The organism is Promicromonospora sp. NPDC050880 (assembly GCF_044456525.1).
Lineage (GTDB): Bacteria > Actinomycetota > Actinomycetes > Actinomycetales > Cellulomonadaceae > Promicromonospora.
On the sequence record NZ_JBITFV010000012.1, the window covers coordinates 78,189 to 95,710 of the forward strand.

Annotated in this window: 14 protein-coding genes; all 14 read right to left on the reverse strand. The window is 73.0% G+C overall.

Features of this window, described 5'->3' with window-relative positions:
- Window positions 1-10 precede the first annotated feature (10 nt).
- On the reverse strand, window positions 11-1,534 hold the full coding sequence (locus tag ACIBBF_RS18510) for an RNA-guided endonuclease InsQ/TnpB family protein (RefSeq protein ID WP_397416107.1): 1,524 nt from the start codon (window positions 1,532-1,534) through the stop codon (window positions 11-13).
- Between the two features lie 103 nt (window positions 1,535-1,637).
- Window positions 1,638-3,443, reverse strand: coding sequence for an HD domain-containing protein (locus ACIBBF_RS18515; RefSeq protein WP_397416109.1), 1,806 nt, complete (start codon window positions 3,441-3,443; stop codon window positions 1,638-1,640).
- Between the two features lie 20 nt (window positions 3,444-3,463).
- Window positions 3,464-3,802 (reverse strand): P-II family nitrogen regulator, encoded by a 339-nt coding sequence (locus ACIBBF_RS18520; RefSeq protein WP_397416111.1) that lies wholly within the window; start codon window positions 3,800-3,802, stop codon window positions 3,464-3,466.
- 42 nt (window positions 3,803-3,844) lie between these two features.
- Window positions 3,845-5,143 carry an ammonium transporter gene (locus ACIBBF_RS18525; protein ID WP_397416113.1) on the reverse strand — a complete coding sequence of 433 codons (1,299 nt, stop codon included), beginning with the start codon at window positions 5,141-5,143 and terminating at the stop codon, window positions 3,845-3,847.
- Between the two features lie 280 nt (window positions 5,144-5,423).
- Complete coding sequence (gene ftsY, locus ACIBBF_RS18530) at window positions 5,424-6,617, reverse strand: signal recognition particle-docking protein FtsY (RefSeq protein ID WP_397416115.1); 1,194 nt, start codon at window positions 6,615-6,617, stop codon at window positions 5,424-5,426.
- Window positions 6,618-6,941: 324 nt separating this feature from the next.
- Window positions 6,942-7,472: a hypothetical protein gene (locus tag ACIBBF_RS18535; protein WP_397416119.1), complete on the reverse strand. Its 531-nt coding sequence runs from the start codon at window positions 7,470-7,472 to the stop codon at window positions 6,942-6,944.
- A gap of 141 nt (window positions 7,473-7,613) precedes the next feature.
- Window positions 7,614-11,438: a chromosome segregation SMC family protein gene (locus ACIBBF_RS18540; RefSeq protein WP_397416122.1), complete on the reverse strand. Its 3,825-nt coding sequence runs from the start codon at window positions 11,436-11,438 to the stop codon at window positions 7,614-7,616.
- Between the two features lie 164 nt (window positions 11,439-11,602).
- On the reverse strand, window positions 11,603-12,076 hold the full coding sequence (gene ndk, locus ACIBBF_RS18545) for a nucleoside-diphosphate kinase (protein WP_397416125.1): 474 nt from the start codon (window positions 12,074-12,076) through the stop codon (window positions 11,603-11,605).
- 85 nt (window positions 12,077-12,161) lie between these two features.
- Window positions 12,162-12,602: a DUF4233 domain-containing protein gene (locus ACIBBF_RS18550; RefSeq protein WP_397416127.1), complete on the reverse strand. Its 441-nt coding sequence runs from the start codon at window positions 12,600-12,602 to the stop codon at window positions 12,162-12,164.
- Window positions 12,599-14,284 (reverse strand): MDR family MFS transporter, encoded by a 1,686-nt coding sequence (locus ACIBBF_RS18555; RefSeq protein WP_397416130.1) that lies wholly within the window; start codon window positions 14,282-14,284, stop codon window positions 12,599-12,601. Before ACIBBF_RS18555 ends, ACIBBF_RS18550 begins: the two co-directional genes overlap by 4 nt.
- Window positions 14,285-14,338: 54 nt before the next feature.
- Entirely contained in the window at window positions 14,339-15,031 is a 693-nt protein-coding gene (locus ACIBBF_RS18560; RefSeq protein ID WP_397416133.1) for a TetR/AcrR family transcriptional regulator, read from the reverse strand.
- A 58-nt stretch (window positions 15,032-15,089) separates the two neighbouring features.
- Entirely contained in the window at window positions 15,090-15,815 is a 726-nt protein-coding gene (locus ACIBBF_RS18565; protein WP_397416136.1) for an HPr family phosphocarrier protein, read from the reverse strand.
- Window positions 15,812-16,501, reverse strand: a complete 690-nt coding sequence (gene dhaL / locus ACIBBF_RS18570) for a dihydroxyacetone kinase subunit DhaL (RefSeq protein ID WP_397416139.1) — start codon at window positions 16,499-16,501, stop codon at window positions 15,812-15,814. The genes ACIBBF_RS18565 and dhaL overlap by 4 nt, the downstream gene beginning before the upstream one ends.
- A 21-nt stretch (window positions 16,502-16,522) precedes the next feature.
- Window positions 16,523-17,518: a dihydroxyacetone kinase subunit DhaK gene (gene dhaK / locus ACIBBF_RS18575; RefSeq protein WP_397416142.1), complete on the reverse strand. Its 996-nt coding sequence runs from the start codon at window positions 17,516-17,518 to the stop codon at window positions 16,523-16,525.
- Window positions 17,519-17,522 lie beyond the last annotated feature (4 nt).

The following is a 17,522-nucleotide window of genomic DNA, read 5'->3' on the forward strand; positions in this document are numbered from 1 at the left end:
CGTCCAGGTCTCAGGCCGCGGGTGCGGTCTGGCTGGTTCCTACGTCGTCCAGTCCCTTGCCGCCGCGGCCACGAGAGCCGGGCTGGGTAGGGGTGCGCTGTCGGTAGGCGTTGGTGACGGGGCCGGCTGCTTGACGGTCCCCGACCCGGGCAGCACCACGCCCCGCACCGTCGGTGACAGTTCGGGTGTGGTTCTCGGCCCAGGCGGCGAGATTCACTGCGGCATTCAGGTCCCGGTCCATGACCAGCCCGCACTGGCGGCACCCGAAGGTGCGGTCCTTGAGCGTGAGGCCCTTGTGGAGGGTGCCGCAGGCCGAGCACGTCTTGGACGACGGGAACCACCGGTCCACGACCAGGACCTGCCCACCACGCCAGGCCTGCTTGTAGGCGATCTGCCGGGCCAGCTCACCCCAGGCAGCGTCCGAGACGGCGCGGGAGAGCTTGCGGTTGCTCGTCATGCCGGTGATGTTCAGGTCTTCCAGGACCAGCAGGGCGTGGTTCTTGACCAGCTGGTTCGAGACCTGGTGCAGCGTGTGGTGGCGGCGGTCACGGATCCGGGCATGCTGCCGCCCCAGACGCACGGCAGCCTTCTGGCGGTTCTTCGATCCCTTCTTCTTGCGCGACACGGCCCGGGACAGGTGGCGCAGCCGCGGCAGACCGTGCCGTAGGGCACGCAGATTGGTGACCCGCAGGACCTCGACGCCATCAGCCGAGCCCGCGACAGCCAGGGCGTGCAGACCACGATCCACACCCACCCAGTCGTCGGCCCTCACCTGCGGGGACGACTCAGCAGACTGAGGCAGGTGCCGCACCGCGGGGTGCAGGTCAGCGGCCTCCACGGTGATCGATATCCACCATCGGCTCACCCCACGGGATACCGTCACATGCAGGACCCGCGCCCTGCCCCTGGAGATCATCCTGCGCAACCGCCGGGTGTCCTCCCGCACCCGCAGAACGCCGATCTTCGGCAATCTCACCGACCGGGCGTGACCTCCATCCCCGAAACGGATGCTGGCCCGACCCTTCCTGGCCTTGTTTCGAATCCGGAACGACCCACCGGTCAGGCTCTTCCTCCTGAACCGCGGGAACCCGACCTTCGGCCCCCTCCTGGCACCGGTCCGGGAGTCGTTCCACGCTTTCAGCCCGCGGCCGAGATCGACGGTGGCTTCCTCGAACACCTCGGACGACACCTGATCCCGCCACGCCAGGCCGGCCACCTCCACGCGCACAATCCCGCTCGGTTCAACGAGGAACCGGCGTCCAGCGGCCTCGGACCTTTTCCAGGCGTTGAACACGTTGATGAGGTCGAACCCCGTCCACGGCACCCGACCAACACGCGGGCCGTCGCCGTTCCCGGGGTCGCCGTCCGACCCCACCCCGGGTGTCTGCCCGCGCTGGGCAGCGGCGTAAGCATCCTTGTGCAAGCGCAGGGCCTGGTTGTACGCAAACCTCGCCGCTCCCACGTGCCGGGACAGCACACGTTCCTGCTCGACCGACAGATCGAGACAGAACCGGAACGACGTGTGTCTTGCCACGCACATGATCCTGTCACGAGCCCTCCCGACATCGCACACCCGTTCTATGCGTCAGGAAGAGCCCGGGTCAGCCGCCGGACCAATGCGATACCAAAGGTCTGACTCACCGGGTGAGCACGAGGCGCGCCCGCTCGGTCAGCCCGTCCACGAGCTGCGCTCGCCACTCCGTCCAGGTCTTCGGCCCCAGCGACGTCGTGTCCGCCTCGGTCAGGGCCCGCAGCACGTCGAGCAGGTCGCGGCGGTGGTCCACGGCGTCCAGCAGCCGCGTCACCGTCTCCGGGTCGTCGGGGTCGGCCCGCGTGGCCAGGTCGGCGAGCGTGAGGTGGTGCCGCACGAGCCGCGTGACGTCGTCGACCACCTCGGGCGCGAAGCCCGCCCGGGCCAGGATGGCCGGCACCCGCGCGGCACCCTCCACGGAGTGGTCGGCGGCGCCCCGCACCTTGCCGATGTCGTGCAGCAGCGCGGCGAGCAGCAGCAGGTCGCCCGACGTCGCACCACCGTGGGACCCCACCTCCGGCAACCGCCGCCGCAGCTTCGCCGCCACCGCCGCGGTCTCCACGAGGTGCCGGTCCACGGTGTGCCGGTGGATGGCCGCGCGCTGCGGCCGGTTGCGCACGTCCGCCCACTCCGGGAACCAGGAGGTGACCACGCCGGCGAGGTCGAGGGCCTCCCAGACGGGCACCTGCGCGGGCCCGGCACCCAGGAGCGCCAGCAGGCTCTCGCGGGCGGCGGGCGGCCACGGCTGCGGCAGGGGCGGGCACTGCTCCAGGCTGCGGATCGTCACCGGGGACAGCACGAGGCCCGTCCGGGCAGCCGTCGCGGCGGCCCGCAGGGGCAGCAGCGGGTCCGAGGCCGGGCGGGTGCCGACACCGAGCACCAGCTCGCCGTCGTGCTCCACCAGGCCGTCACCCACCGAGCGCAGGCGCGGCGGCGTGCGCCGCCCGCGCACCATGAGCGGCTTGCCCACGCCCACCGGACGGGCCAGCGCCTGGCGCGCCCGCCGGATGGTCATGTCCAGCGCGTAGGAGATGACGCGGCCCGACTCGGCCAGGGCCGCCAGGAGCTCGTCGCCGTCGTCGTGACCGGTCCGCTCGGCGACCTCCTCGAGGTCCGCCAGCAGCAGGCGGCTGGTGCGCCGCCGGGTGACCACCTGGAGCGTGTCGCGCACGTCGAGCAGCTGCGTGTACGCGGCGTCGACCGCGCCGTGCGGGCGGTCGGTGAGCCAGGTCGCGGCCAGCGCGGAGAGCAGCACGGCGTCCCGCATGCCGCCCCGGGCCTCCTTGAGGTCGGGTTCGATGAGGTAGGCGAGCTCCCCCGCACGCTGCGCGCGGTCGCGCGTGGACGAGATGAGCTCGGGCAGGCGCCGCCGCGCGGCGGCGCGCCAGTCGGTCAGCACCGCCGACGCCGCCCGGTGCACGACGACGGCGTCCCCCGCCACGGGCCGCACGCTCAGCCAGCCGATCACGGCGGGCAGGTCGCTCGCGGCCACCTGGCGGGACTGGCTCAGGGACCGTACGGCGTGGTCGATGTCCACGCCCGAGTCCCACAGCGGGTACCAGAGCCGTTCGGCGACCTGCTTCAGCTCGTCGGCGCCGTGGGTGCGGCCGTCGTGCACCAGCACGAGGTCGAGGTCGCTGAGGGGGCCGAGCTCCCCACGCCCGAGGCTGCCGACGGCCGCCAGGGCGATGCCCGACGGGTCGACGCCGTCCGTCGCCTCCGCGAACAGCGCGCCGAGGCGTTCGGTCGCCCGCTGGCCGACGGCGGAGCGCCGGGCCAGGCCGGAGCGACCCGGACCGGTCAGGTCGGTGGCGATGGTGAGGAGCTCGTCACGGAGGCCCCGCACCCCTGCGGTGGGGTGCGGGGCCTCCGCCTGCTCCCGGGCGCCCTCGGACGCCGGGTCAGTGGTCATGCGACGTCGGACACTCCCCGTCAGAGGGCGGCGTCGCCGTGCTCGCCGGTGCGGACGCGAGCCACGTCCTCGACGGGCACGACCCACACCTTGCCGTCACCGATCTTGCCGGTCTGGGCCGCGCCGACCACCGCGTCCGTGACCGCCGCGACGTCCGCGTCGGTGACGAGGACCTCGATGCGGACCTTGGGCACCAGGTCGACGGTGTACTCGGCACCGCGGTACACCTCGGTGTGGCCCTTCTGCCGGCCGTAGCCGCTGGCCTCGCTCACGGTCATGCCGCGAACCCCGACACCTTCCAACGCCGTCTTCACGTCATCCAGCCGGTGCGGCTGGAGGACCGCCGTGACAAGCTTCATGCGCTGCCTCCTAAGCAGTCTGGTCGCTGCACCGTAGTACGGTCAGCGCACCTCGGTGATGGTGGAACCGGAGTTCTCGTACGCCGTCTCGCCGTGGACGGCGAGGTCGATACCGCTGACCTCGGCCTCCTCGGAGATCCGCCAGCCCATCGTCGCCTTGAGGGCGTAGGCGATGACCGCCGTGACCACGAAGCTGTAGACGACGGCGATCAGCGCGGCGACGATCTGCGTGATCAGCTGCGTGACGCCACCACCGTAGAAGAGGCCGTTGAGCGAGCCCTCGAAGTAGAACGAGTCGTAGCGGCCGTTGGTGGCGAAGAAGCCGATCAGGACCGTACCGACGAGGCCACCGACCAGGTGGACGCCCACGACGTCGAGCGAGTCGTCGTAGCCGAACTTGTACTTGAGGCCCACCGCGAGGGAGCACAGGACACCGGCGACCAGGCCGATGACGATGGCGCCCCAGCTGTCCACCGTGCCGGCGGCCGGGGTGATCGCGACCAGACCGGCGACGACGCCGGACGCGGCGCCGAGCGAGGTGGCCGCACCGTCGCGGAACTTCTCCGTGACCATCCAGCCGAGCATGGCGACACCGGTCGCCACGAGGGTGTTGACCCAGGCGCGGCCCGCGGTGCCGTCGGCGGCGAGCTCCGAGCCCGCGTTGAAGCCGAACCAGCCGAACCACAGGAGCGCGGCGCCGAGCATGACGAACGGCAGGTTGTGGGGGCGCATGGCCTCCGTGCCGAAGCCCTTGCGCTTGCCGAGGATGAGCGCCAGGGCGAGCGCGGCGGCACCGGCGTTGATGTGCACCACGGTGCCGCCGGCGAAGTCGATGGGCAGCGAGAGCGCCGAGGCGAGCCAGCCGTCGGCGCCGAACATGCCGCCGCCCCAGACCCAGTGGGCCAGCGGCGTGTAGACGATCGTGACCCAGATCGCCGTGAAGACGACCCAGGTGCCGAACTTGGCGCGATCCGCGATGGCACCCGAGATGAGCGCCACGGTGATGATGGCGAAGGTCGCCTGGAAGCCCGCGAAGACGAGAGCCGGGATGCCCATGGCCGTCGTGGGGCTGGCGGCGTTGTCCACGGTCAGGCCGATCAGGCCGGCCGGGTTGCCGATGAAGCCGCCGAGGTCCGGGCCGAACGCGAGCCCGTAGCCGTAGACGACCCACACGAGTCCCGCGACGCCGATCGACGCGAAGCTCATCATCATCATGTTCAGAACGCTCTTGCCACGCACCATGCCGCCGTAGAAGAACGCCAGGCCCGGCGTCATCAGCAGCACGAGCGAGGAGGCGGTAATCAGCCAGGCAGTGTTGCCACTGTCCAGTTCGAATTCCATCGGTTGCCTCTCTCCCCGGACCGGTCCTTGGTGACTCGGCCCACCGCGGACTACCGTCCCGGGAAGGCGTTACACGCGGCCCGCATCGAGGTTACGGATGCGTGACGCAGGGCCGAGGCATGTAAACGTCTCATTTCGCGAGCGAAATGGGCGAAATTATTCAATCGACCGTGATGGGATCGTGATTCCTGCGCTATCCGCCGGAAACACACCGTTCTCGCATGGTGGACACAAGGCAATCCGACGACAATTCACGCCGCATTCAGTAGGCGGCCCGCATTCAGCCGAGAATGCCGTCCACGAACTCCTCGACGTCGAACGGCGCCAGGTCGTCCGGCCCCTCGCCCAGGCCGATCAGCTTGACCGGCACGCCGAGCTCCCGCTGCACCTGCACCACGATGCCGCCCTTGGCCGTGCCGTCCAGCTTGGTCAGCACGATGCCCGTCACGCCGGCGACCTCCGCGAACACCCGGGCCTGCGACAGCCCGTTCTGACCGGTGGTCGCGTCGAGCACCAGCAGCACCTCGCTCGGCGGCACCACCTTGCTCGAGACGCGCACGATCTTGCCGAGCTCGTCCATGAGCCCCGCCTTGTTCTGCAGGCGCCCGGCGGTGTCCACGAGCACCACGTCGATCTTCTCGTCGCGCCCGCGCGCCACCGCCTCGAAGGCGACCGACGCCGGGTCGGCACCCTCGCGGTCCGACCGCACGGTCGGCACGCCCACGCGGTTGCCCCACGTGGTGAGCTGGTCGGCGGCCGCCGCCCGGAACGTGTCGGCGGCACCGAGCACCACGCTGCGGCCGTCGGCCACCAGCACCCGGGCGAGCTTGCCCACCGTGGTGGTCTTGCCTGTGCCGTTGACGCCCACCACGAGGGTCACGGCGGGCAGGTGGGTGCCGTCGTCCGCCGTGGTCGGCTCGGTGCGCAGTGTCCGGTCCAGGCTCGGGTCGAGCAGCGTGACGAGCTCGGACCGCAGCAGCTCACGCACTGCCTCGGGCTCGCGGACACCGAGCACCCGCACCTTGGTGCGCAACGCGTCCAGGAGCTCCGTGGTGGGGCCCGCGCCGACGTCCGCGAGGAGCAGCTCCTCCTCGATCTCGTCCCAGTCGTCCTCGGTCAGCGCGTCCCGGGACAGGACCGACAGCAACCGGGCCCCGAGCGGCGACCCGGAGCGGGCGAGCCGGTCGCGCAGGCGCACGAGGCGGCCGGCGGTCGGGGCGGGCGTCTCCACCGCCGGGGCCGCCGGCTCGGGTGCGACGTCGGGCTCCGGCCGGGTGGCGGTGGCGGTGCCGCCCGCCGCAGGCTCCGCGGTGGCCTGGGCCGACGTCCCGGGCTCACGCTCCAGGGTGGTCGTGCCGCCGCCCCGTTCCTGGTCGTGCCGACGACGGCGCGCCACCAGCAGGCCGGCGACGCCACCGCCACCCGCGAGGACGACGACGGCGGAGATGATCTCGATCCAGGGAAGCTCGTTCACGCCCCAGATTCTTTCATCCCGCGCGGGGCGGTGCGGAAGCACCCTCGCGGGCGGTGCGGAAGCACCCTCGCGGGCAGGTCGGCCCGCACCCGCGGCCCGGCACCGCTGACTCGTTCGGTCAGTTGCCCGCCCAGTTCCCGCGAGCTCGGTCCCTTGCCCCGAGACCGGTAGATCGATGGACCGAAGTCAGGGCACCGGACCGAACATCGAGCCGGACGTCACGCTGTTGACCGAAGTCGCTGCACGCACCGGCCGCGCGACCGGGCGCACGTCCTCTAGCCTCGGCTGTCACACCGCGGAACGGGCGAGCGCCCCCGCGGCCGGCTAGCTGGCGGCCTGGGCCGGGCCCTGGTCCGCCGGCGGCTCCTGCGGGATCTTCTGCACGCTGCGCACCGGGCGCACCGCACGGAGCTGGCCGGGCACGAGGTTGGCCGGCTTGAGCGGCACCGTGCCCAGCGGCACGTGGAGCGTCTTCTGCGCCTGGTCCCGCGCACGGTTCAGCACGTCGGTGAGCTCCTCCGCGTCGACGTACCCCGGCTTGGACTCGATGGTCGCGGCGAAGAACTCGGACATCCCCATGTCGACCGGGGACGTGTCGGGCTTGAGCACGGGCGGCTTGCCGACCCAGACGGACGGAGCACCCACCGCGTGCGTCGCCACGGCGGACGCGCCGTGCCGGCGACCGTCCCGGCGACGCGAGTGATCACCCCGCAGACGCGCGAGACCCGACCGGAACCACTGGAGGAACGAGAAGTCCTCGGCCTTGTTCGAGGGCGCGTCCATCTGGCTGGCGACGACGAACACGCCGACCGCCAGGACCAGGCACACCACGAGCAGAATGACCGACCACCACATAGCCCTATTGTGTCGTGTCTTGTCCGGTCGCGCCGTGCGGACCGCCGCGACACGCCGGACGACACGCACGAACGTGCCGGGAGAATTCGCTCACACCCGAACGTTCCTGGCCGGGCACGCGAGAAATTCACCCGCTCGGGCTCAGGCGGTGACCGTCTCCCGGTCGCCCATGCGCTGGCTGATCAGCGTCGTGACGCCGTCGCCCCGCATGGTCACGCCGTACAGGGCGTCCGCGACCTCCATGGTGCGCTTCTGGTGCGTGATCACGATGAGCTGGCTGTCCTTCTGCAGCTCCTTGAAGATCTCGATGAGACGCCCGAGGTTCACGTCGTCGAGCGCCGCCTCGACCTCGTCCATGATGTAGAACGGGCTGGGCCGGGCCTTGAAGATCGACACGAGGAACGCGACCGCCGCGAGCGAGCGCTCGCCGCCCGACAGCAGCGAGAGCCGCTTGACCTTCTTGCCCGCGGGCCGCGCCTCGACCTCGATGCCGGTGGTCAGCAGACTCTCCGGCTCCGTGAGCGTGAGCTTGCCCTCGCCACCCGGGAACAGCCGCGGGAAGATCTCCAGGAACTTGGCCGCCGTGTCCTGGAACGCCTCGGCGAACACCTGCTGCACGCGCTCGTCGATGTCGTCGACGATCTGGAGCAGGTCCTCCCGCGACTTCTTCAGGTCCGCGAGCTGGTCGGTGAGGAACTGGTGCCGCTCCTCCAGGGCCGCGAACTCCTCCAGCGCGAGCGGGTTCACGGCGCCGATCCGCGACAGCGCCTTCTCGGCCTTGGCCAGCCGCGCCTCCTGCTCCTCGCGGACGTACGGGACCATCCGGTCGGGCTTCGGCTCGGCCGGTGCGGCCTCCTCGACCCCCGCCTCGCCGTCCGGCGCCGGCTCCTCGGCGGGTTCCGCCCCGGCCGCCGCGACGACCACCGCGGTCGCCGCCGGGTCGTCGGGCCGCAGGCCCGCCTCGTGCAGGGCACGCGTCCGCGCGATGAGCGCGTCCTCGCGCGCGGCGGCGCCGCGCGGCAGCGGCGGGTCACCCGCGTACCGGATGGGGTTGCCCTCCTCGTCCCGCTCGACGACGGCGCGTCGCTTGCGGCCCCGGACCGCGACGTCCCCCTCGTAGACGGGCACCATCTGGTGCGGGCCGAACTCCTCCACGAGCACGTCGGGGTCGGTGCCCAGCTCCTCGGTCGCGCGGGTCTGGAGCTGCTCCAGGCGGAGCATCTGCTGCGCGCGGGCCACCTCGTCGCGGTGCGCCACGTCGGTCAGCTCGCGCAGCTCGGCGGTGAGCGACTCGACGCTCCCGCGCACGGCCAGGAGCTGCTCCGAGCCGGCGGCGCGGGCCTCCTCGGCGGCGGCCTTCTCGGCCGTCGCCCGGTCGAGCGACCGCGCGATGGCCTCCAGCGCCACGGCGACGCCCTGCTGGACCTCCAGCGCCCGCGCCGCGTCGCGCCGTCGGGCCTCCTCGCGCTCGGCCGCGCGGGCGCGGGCCTCCCGTTCCTGCTCGGCCGCCGCGACCAGCGCCTGCGCGCGGCCGGACACCGCGCGGGCCCGCTCCTCCGCCGTGCGCAGGGCCAGCCGCGCCTCGGTCTCGCGCCCGCGCGCGGCGGTCGCGGCCTCGGCGGCGGCGTCCCGCTGGGCCTGCAGCTCGTCGACGGAGCCCTCGCCGTCGTCGGGCTCCTCCTCGGCGATCGTCATGCGCTCGACGAGCGCCTCCAGCTCGAGCTCGTCCTCCGCGCGGCGCGTCTGCGCCTGCTCCAGCGCGGCGCGGTGCCGGTCGGCCTCGGCCCGGGCGGCCCGGGCAGCGGCGCCCAGGGACCCGAGCTGCTCGGCGGCGGCGGCGCGCGCGGCGTCCGCCTCCCCGAGGCGGGCCAGCGTCTCGTCGTAGCGTTCCTGGGCCGCGGCGCGCTCGGCGCGGGCACGCTCCAGGTGCACCGAGCCGTCGGCCTCCCGGGCCGCCGCCTCGTCGCGCGCCGCCTTCGCCTCGTCGAGCGCCGACTGCAGGTGCAGCACGCTGGGCGCGGCCGCCGACCCGCCCCAGGCACGCGTGGCACCCAGCAGGTCGCCGGCCCGGGTGACCGCGACCACGGGCTGGTCACGCACGAGCACACGGGCACGCGCCAGGTCGTCCACCACGACGACGTCGCGCAGGATCGTCCGCAGCGCGGCCGACGCCGGGCCCGCGACCTGCACCACGTCCGTGGCCCAGCGGGCGCCCGCGGGCAGCTCGACGTCGGGGCGGCCGGCCTCCGCGGCGGCGCCGCCCACGACCAGGCTGGCGCGGCCGGCGTCCTGGTCCCGGAGCAGCCGCAGCGCGTCCACGGCCTCGTCGACGCCCGCCACGGCCACGGCGTCCGCCACCGGGCCGAGCGCGGCGGCCACCGCGTCCTCGAAACCGGCCTCGATGCCCAGGAGCGCCGCGACCGAGCCGAGCACGCCTGCGTGGTCGGCGGCCAGCAGGGTGCCCGCGCCGTCCTTGCGGTCCAGGCTCAGCTCCAGTGCCTCCACCTTGGCGGCCGCCGCGCTGCGGTCCCGTTCCGCCGTGGTGACCTGCTCCTGGAGGTGGCGCACCTCGGCCTTGGCGAGCTCCAGCACCTCGGACGCCGCCTCGTGCGCGACGTCGAGCCCCTCCACGCCGTCCTCGCCGCCCCCGCCGACCTCGGCCTCGAGGGCGCCGAGCTCGCGCGAGGTCTCCTCGACCCGCTGCTCGGCCTCCAGCAGTGCCTCCCGCAGGCGGTCCAGCTCGGACTGCGCTGCCTCGACGCGGCTGCGGCGTGCGGCAACCTGGCCGGCCAGGCGCGCCAGGCCCTCGCGCCGGTCCGCGGCGGCACGCAGCAGCGCCGCGTGCGACCGCTCGGCAGCCTGCGCGGCCGCCTCGGCCTCCGCCCGGGCGTCGACGGCGGTCTCCACGACCTCGCGGGCCATCTCGACCTCGGTGACCAGCTCCTCCTCGCTGGCGCGGGCGCGGGCCGCCTGGGCCTCGAGGTCGTCGGGGTCCTGGCCCTGGTGCGCGGGCTCGGCGGTGCCGAGCAGGCGGGCGCGCTCCCCGGCCAGGGACTGCAGGCTGCGCAGCCGCTCACGCGTCTGGGACAGCGCGAAGACGGTGTCCCCGGCCTGGCTGACCTGCTGCGACTCGGCCGACATCGCGGCCTCCAGCCGGGCCAGGGTGCCACGGGCCTCGGTGAGCGCGGCCTCCGTCTCGGCCTGCCGCTGCTTGAGCGACCGCTCGTCGGCGAGCTCCTGCTCGAGCTGGGCGGTGAGCTGGGCCAGGTCGTCGGCGAGCAGGCGGGCCTTGGCGTCGCGCAGGTCGCGCTGCACGGTCTGGGCCTTGCGCGCGGCCTCGGCCTGCCGGCCGAGCGGGCCGAGCTGGCGCCGCAGCTCGGCGGTCAGGTCGCCCAGGCGCGCGAGGTTGCCCTGCATCGCGTCGAGCTTGCGCAGCGCCTTCTCCTTGCGCTTGCGGTGCTTGAGCACCCCGGCGGCCTCCTCGATGAAGCCTCGCCGTTCCTCGGGGGTGGCACGCAGGACGGCGTCGAGCTGTCCCTGCCCCACCACGACGTGCATCTCGCGGCCGATGCCGGAGTCGCTCAGCAGCTCCTGGATGTCCAGCAGGCGGCAGCTGTTGCCGTTGATCGCGTACTCGGAACCGCCGCTGCGGAACAGCGTGCGCGAGATCGTCACCTCGGTGTAGTCGATCGGCAGCGCGCCGTCGGTGTTGTCGATCGTGAGGGAGACCTCGGCACGGCCCAGGGGCGCGCGGCCGGACGTGCCGGCGAAGATGACGTCGTCCATCTTGCCGCCGCGCAGCGACTTGGCGCCCTGCTCACCCATGACCCAGGCCAGGGCGTCGACCACGTTCGACTTGCCGGAGCCGTTGGGGCCCACCACGCAGGTGATGCCCGGCTCCAGCTCAAGGGTGGTCGCCGACGCGAAGGACTTGAATCCCCGGAGCGTGAGCGTCTTGAGGTGCACTGGGTGAGCCTAACTGTGGATACGGGTTGAACGTCGGACATACGGCGGATGTACGCCGAAGCAGAGCGTCCGTCCGGGACGCGCGGACGACGCCGCGCACGTCCCGGACGGACGCTCTGCTCCTACGGTCCGACAGGTCAGCGGCCGCGCCGTCCTGCGGGATCTCAGCCCAGCTCGGGGAACCAGAGGGCGATCTCGCGGGCGGCGGACTCGGCCGAGTCCGAACCGTGCACCAGGTTCTGCTGCACCTTCGTGCCCCAGTCGCGGCCCAGGTCGCCGCGGATCGTGCCGGGGAGGGCGTCGGTCGGGTTGGTGGCGCCGGCCAGGGAACGGAAGCCCGGGATCACGCCCTCGCCCTCGGCCACGACGGCCAGGACCGGGCCCGACATCATGAACTCGACCAGGGGGCCGTAGAACGGCTTGCCCTCGTGCTCGGCGTAGTGCGCGGCCAGCAGCTCGGCGGTGGCGTCCTTGAGCTGCACGGCGCGCAGCGTGTAGCCCTTGGCCTCGATGCGGCGCAGGACCTCCCCCGACAGGCCACGGCGCACGCCGTCCGGCTTGACGAGGACGAGGGTGCGCTCGGCCACGGGCTGCGTCGAGGCCTCCGTGGGCAGGGTCTTCTCTGCGACGTCGGTCATGGCGCCCACCTTATCGGGCTGCAGAGGTGCGGACGCCCCCGTCACCAGGGTGACGGGGGCGTCCGGGGGCAGGAGGCGTTCGGGGTCAGGAGGCGTTCGGTGCCGTCTCCGGGTGGGCGGCGTCGTACTCCGCCCGCTCGCGGTCCACGCGCGCGCCCAGGCGCAGCGCGTAGACCCACAGGACCACGAAGATGCCGCCGACGAGGAACATCATCGGCACCAGCAGGCCCATGGCGAGCACGGGCACCTGGGCGACCGTCCCGGCCGCCCGGCCGGCCGGCGTTCCCTGCGCCCGGGACAGGACGAGCAGCACCAGGACCAGGACGCCGCCCAGCACCCAGATCGCCGCGCTCGACTCGATGCGCAGGGGCCCGCGCCCGAAGTCCGAGTCGCGCAGGCCCCACACCGCGAGCGTCGCGAACAGCACGAGGAACACCTCGAGCAGCAGCGTGGTGGACGTGAACTGCACCAGTGCGGACTTCTTGGGCCTGATGCGGTCGCCGGGGGCGGGTCGGTCCTTGCTCACCGGTCCAGGATATCCGTCTCCTTGCGACCGGGGACCGGGTCCGCCCCGGGCTCGGCGACGGCGACCGTGTCGGCATCGGTCACGACGTCGGCCGCGGGCGTGCCCGCACCCTCCACGACCGCCTCGCCGCGGGCGACCATGCCGGCCTCGTTGGAGAGCTTGACCTCCTTGAGGAACAGCGCGAGCACCAGGCCCACCACGACCAGCGGCACCAGGTACCAGAACGCCGGGGCGAGCGAGTCGGCGAACGCGTCGACGACGCCGCTGCGCAGGGGCTCGGGGAGCTGCTCCACGAGTGCCGGCGTCAGGCCGGAGCCGCCGCCCGCCGGTGCGGCCCCCTCGGGCAGCCCCGCGAAGACCTCACCCAGGTTGTCCGTCAGGCGCGAGGTGAACACCGTGGTGAACGCAGCCGTACCGACGGCGGCACCGATCTCGCGGAAGAAGTTGTTCGACGACGTCGCCGTGCCCAGCTCGTGCGGGTCCACCGAGTTCTGCACCGCGAGCACGATGGTCTGCATGATCAGGCCCATGCCGGCGCCGAGCACGAAGATCATCGCGCCGAAGAGCCACAGCGACATGCCGCCTTCGAGGCGGGTCAGCCAGATCATGCCGAGGATCGTGACGGCGAGGCCGACCACGGGGTACATCTTGTAGCGGCCCGTCTTGGAGATGGCGAAGCCGGAGAGGATCGAGGTCAGCATCACGCCGGCCATCATCGGGAGCATCAGCAGGCCGGACTCCGTGACGCCCGCGCCCGCGGACATCTGCAGGAACGTCGGCAGCATCGCCATGGCGGAGAACATGCCCATGCCGAGCACCAGGCCGATGAGCGTGGTGATGGTGAAGGTGCGGTTCTTGAACAGCCGCAGCGGGATGAGCGGCTCCGCCACCCGGTTCTCGATGAGGATGAACAGGCCGACCATGACGGCGGTGCCGAGCAGCACGCCCAGCAGCGTCGGGTCGGACCAGTCGTAGCCGTCGTGGCCGAGCGACTCCCAGCTCGTCAGCAGCACGATGCCGGTGGTGCCGAGCGCCATGGTGAGAATGCCGCCCCAGTCGGTGGGCCGACCCGAGCGGTGCGAGGGCAGCTTGAGCGCGAAGTAGGCGATGAACCAGGCGGCGATGCCGATCGGCACGTTGATCCAGAAGGTCCAGCGCCAGCCGGGGCCGTCGGTGAGCCAGCCGCCGAGCAGCGGGCCGGCGACGGCGGAGATGCCGAACAGGGCACCCATCGGGCCCATGTACTTGCCGCGGTCGGACGCCGGGATGATGTCGGCGATGATCGCCTGCGACAGGATCATCAGGCCACCGCCGCCGAGGCCCTGCACGGCGCGCCAGGCCACGAGGGCCTCGAAGGACTGCGCCATGCCGCCGCCGAGGGAGGCGACCACGAACAGGCCGACCGCCACGAGGAACGGCCAGCGCCGGCCGTACAGGTCACCGAACTTGCCGTACAGCGGCATCGCGACGGCGATCGCCAGGATGTAGGCCGTGATGACCCAGCCCTGGTGCTCCACACCGTTGAGCTCGCCCACGATGGTGGGCATGGCGGTACCGACGATGGTCTGGTCCAGGGAGGACAGGAACATGGAGGCCATCAGGGCCCCGAAGATCAGCCAGATCGTGCGCTGGTTCAGGACGACCAGCGGCTTGTCCGGCGCCGTGGCGACGGCGTGGCTCATGGGTGACGCCTTTCTGGGGATCAGGTCGTGCGAGGTGCGGGACGAGGAGGAGGTTCAGTCGAGGTCGCGTGCGACGACGTCGACGAGCTGCGCGACGGCGCCGGGCAGGTGGTCGGCCGGGCTGCCGGCGTAGCCGGCGTGCTCCCAGGCGACGAGCGAGGTGCGCAGGAGGAGCAGGACGAGCATCGTCAGCAGCTCGGTGTCGGTGCTGAACGGGGTGTGCGCCCGCCGGGCCTCGAAGAGCTCGACGAGCTGGTTCTTGTGCCGGTCCATCCAGACCACGTGGCGGCGCAGGAGACGCGGCTCGTGCTGCATCAGGTCCATGGCCCGCTTCACCCGGTCGTGGGCCTCGTCGGCCGTGGCGAGCAGGGCGGCGACCAGGGCCTCGAGGTCGGACAGCAGACGGCCGGTGGGCCCGCCCTCCACGAACGTCCGGACGACGGCCTCCGGCAGCCCGGCGTCCTCCGCGCCGATCACGGCGTCGTCCTTCGACTCGAAGTAGTTGAAGAAGGTGCGCGGCGAGACGCCTGCCTCCGCGCTGATCATCTCGACGGTGACGGCGTCGAAGCCGTGCTCCGCGACGAGCTCCTGCGCGGCGTCGATCAGGGCCAGGCGGCGCGCCCGCTTCTTGCGCTCACGCAGCCCCTGTTCGGCCGGCGACCCCTCGAGCGCCCCGGCGAGCTCGCGCAGGCCGGGGCCCGACGTGTCCGCGGGCGCGACGGACTCGCGCGAGGAGGTGGGAACCATGCCTCAATTCTTGCACCCCGCGCAAAAATTCATCAACTGCAAAAAGATGAGACGGGCGTCACACCTCGCCGAAGCCTCCGTCGATCATGTCGACCACCGTGGCCACCGCCTCGGCCGCGCGCTCCCCCGTGGCCTCCACCCGCAGCTCGCGCCCCTGCGTGGCGCCGAGCGCCATGAGCTGCAGCACGCTGGAGGCGTCCACGCCGTCGACGGTCACGGCCGCACCGAGCTCGGCCACCTTGCGCGACACGAGCGCCGCCGGCCGCGCGTGCAGGCCCAGCGGGTTGCGCACCGTCACGGTGCGCGACGTGGCGCTCTCCGCGTCCGGCGCACCGGCCGGCTGCGGCGCCTGCGCCGCCTCGATCGCCGCGAACATCGACGCCGACGCGGTGGCCGACTCCAGCACGGCGGCCCGGTCCGCACCGCCGTGCGCCGTCACCGCTGCCGCGACCGCGCCCTCCACGAACGGGGCCCGCGCCAGCACCACGTGCTCGGCCAGGGTGTCGTCCAGCTCCAGGGCCGCCTCCACCGTGAGCACCGACGACCCGAGGTCCCCGAGCACGACGACGCCGCCCCCGCCCGGCGCCGCGGCGTCGTCCAGGGCCGTCAGGATCTCCGCCAGCGCCTTCTGCACCGCGTCGAGCGAGGTGCCCAGGCCGCCGTCGGGGCCGCCGCCCACGCCACGCACCAGCACGTCGGGCGCCATCTGCCCGGCGAGCTCCGCGGCGCCGCGGGCCAGGTCCGCGGAGTGGGAGACGAGCAGCAGGGCCACGCGCGCCGTCATGCGACGTCGTGGGGGTCGGCGGGCGCGGCATCCGGGGCGGACAGGGCCGCGGCCATCGCGGCGCCCAGCACCAGCGCGGTGGACCGGGCACCGGGGTCCTCGTGCCCCGCGCTGCGCTCACCCAGGTACGAGGCACGGCCCTTGGTCGCGATCATGGGGATGGTGCCGGTCGCCGCCGAGTCGGCGGCCTCCGCCGCCGCCCGCAGCACGTCCACCTCGGAACCGCCGCCGCCCGCCGCGGCCTCGGCCGCCTCGACGGCCGCGTGCCACGCGTCCACCATCGTCTTCTCCCCCACCGTCGCCTTGCCGCGCGAGGTCACGCCCTCAAGCGCGGCCTCCAGCACCGCGACGACCACGGGCGGGTCGATCCGCGGCCGGCCCGACACCTTCGCCGCGCGCAGGTACGCCGTCCCGTACAGCGGGCCCGACGCACCGCCCACGGTGGACATCAGCGTGGTCGCCACGAGCTTGAGCACGTCGCCGACCGTCCGCTCGTCACCGGCGCCCTGGTCGGCCGCGGCGTCGTCCAGACGCGCCACCACCGCCTGGAAGCCGCGGTGCATGTTCTCGCCGTGGTCGCCGTCGCCGATCTGCCGGTCGAGCTCGGTGAGCTCGTCCTTCGCGTCCGCCACGGCATCCGCCGTGCGGCGGACCCATCGCTCCGCCCAGTCCGCGTCCAACGCCATGTCCGCCAGCCCTTTCCTGTCTCACCACCGAAGTGCCGCAGTGTTCACCGGCGCGTCCCAGAGAGCCTCCAGCTCGTCGTCCAGCCGGAGCACCGTGACCGACGCCCCCTGCATCTCGAGCGACGTCACGTAGTTGCCCACGAGCGACCGGGCGACCGTCACGCCGCGCTCCTCGAGAAGGCGCCGCGCTCGACCATAGACCACGTACAGCTCCGAGAGCGGGGTGCCGCCCATACCGTTGACGAACAGCAACACTCGCTCGCCGCTCGTCAGGCCCAGGTCGTCGGCCACGGGCGTGAGGAGCATCTCGGTGACCTCGTCGGCGCTCGCCGCGGGCACCCGGTGCCGTCCCGGCTCGCCGTGGATGCCGATGCCCACCTCGATCTCGTCGTCGCCCAGGTCGAAGCTGGGCCGGCCCACGTGCGGCACGACGGGCGCGGCCAGGGCCACGCCCATGGAGCGCACGTTCGCCACGACGCGCTCGGCGACGGCCTTCACGGTCGCCAGGTCGGCGCCCCGGTCGGCGGCCGCCCCCGCGATCTTCTCGACGGCGAGCGTGCCGGCCACACCGCGCCGGCCGGCGGTGTACAGGGAGTCCTCGACGGCGACGTCGTCGTTGACCAGCACCGAGGCCACCTCGACGTCCTCCGCCTCGGCGAGCTCCACGGCGGTCTCGAAGTTGAGCACGTCGCCCGTGTAGTTCTTGACGATCGTGAGCACCCCGGCCCCGCCGTCCGCGGCCTGGATCGCGGGCAGGATCTGGTCGGGCGTCGGCGAGGTGAACACGGCGCCCGGCACGGCGGCGTCGAGCATGCCTGCGCCCACGAACCCCGCGTGCAGGGGCTCGTGCCCCGAGCCCCCACCGCTGACCAGGCCCACCTTGCCGGTCACCGCGCCCCCGGCACGGCTGACGAACACGGGTGACGTGCTCACCTGGACCAGGTCGGCATGCGCGAGCGCGAAGCCGGCCAGGGAGTCGGCGACGGCGTCAGCAGGATCGTTCAGCAGCTTCTTCACGGCG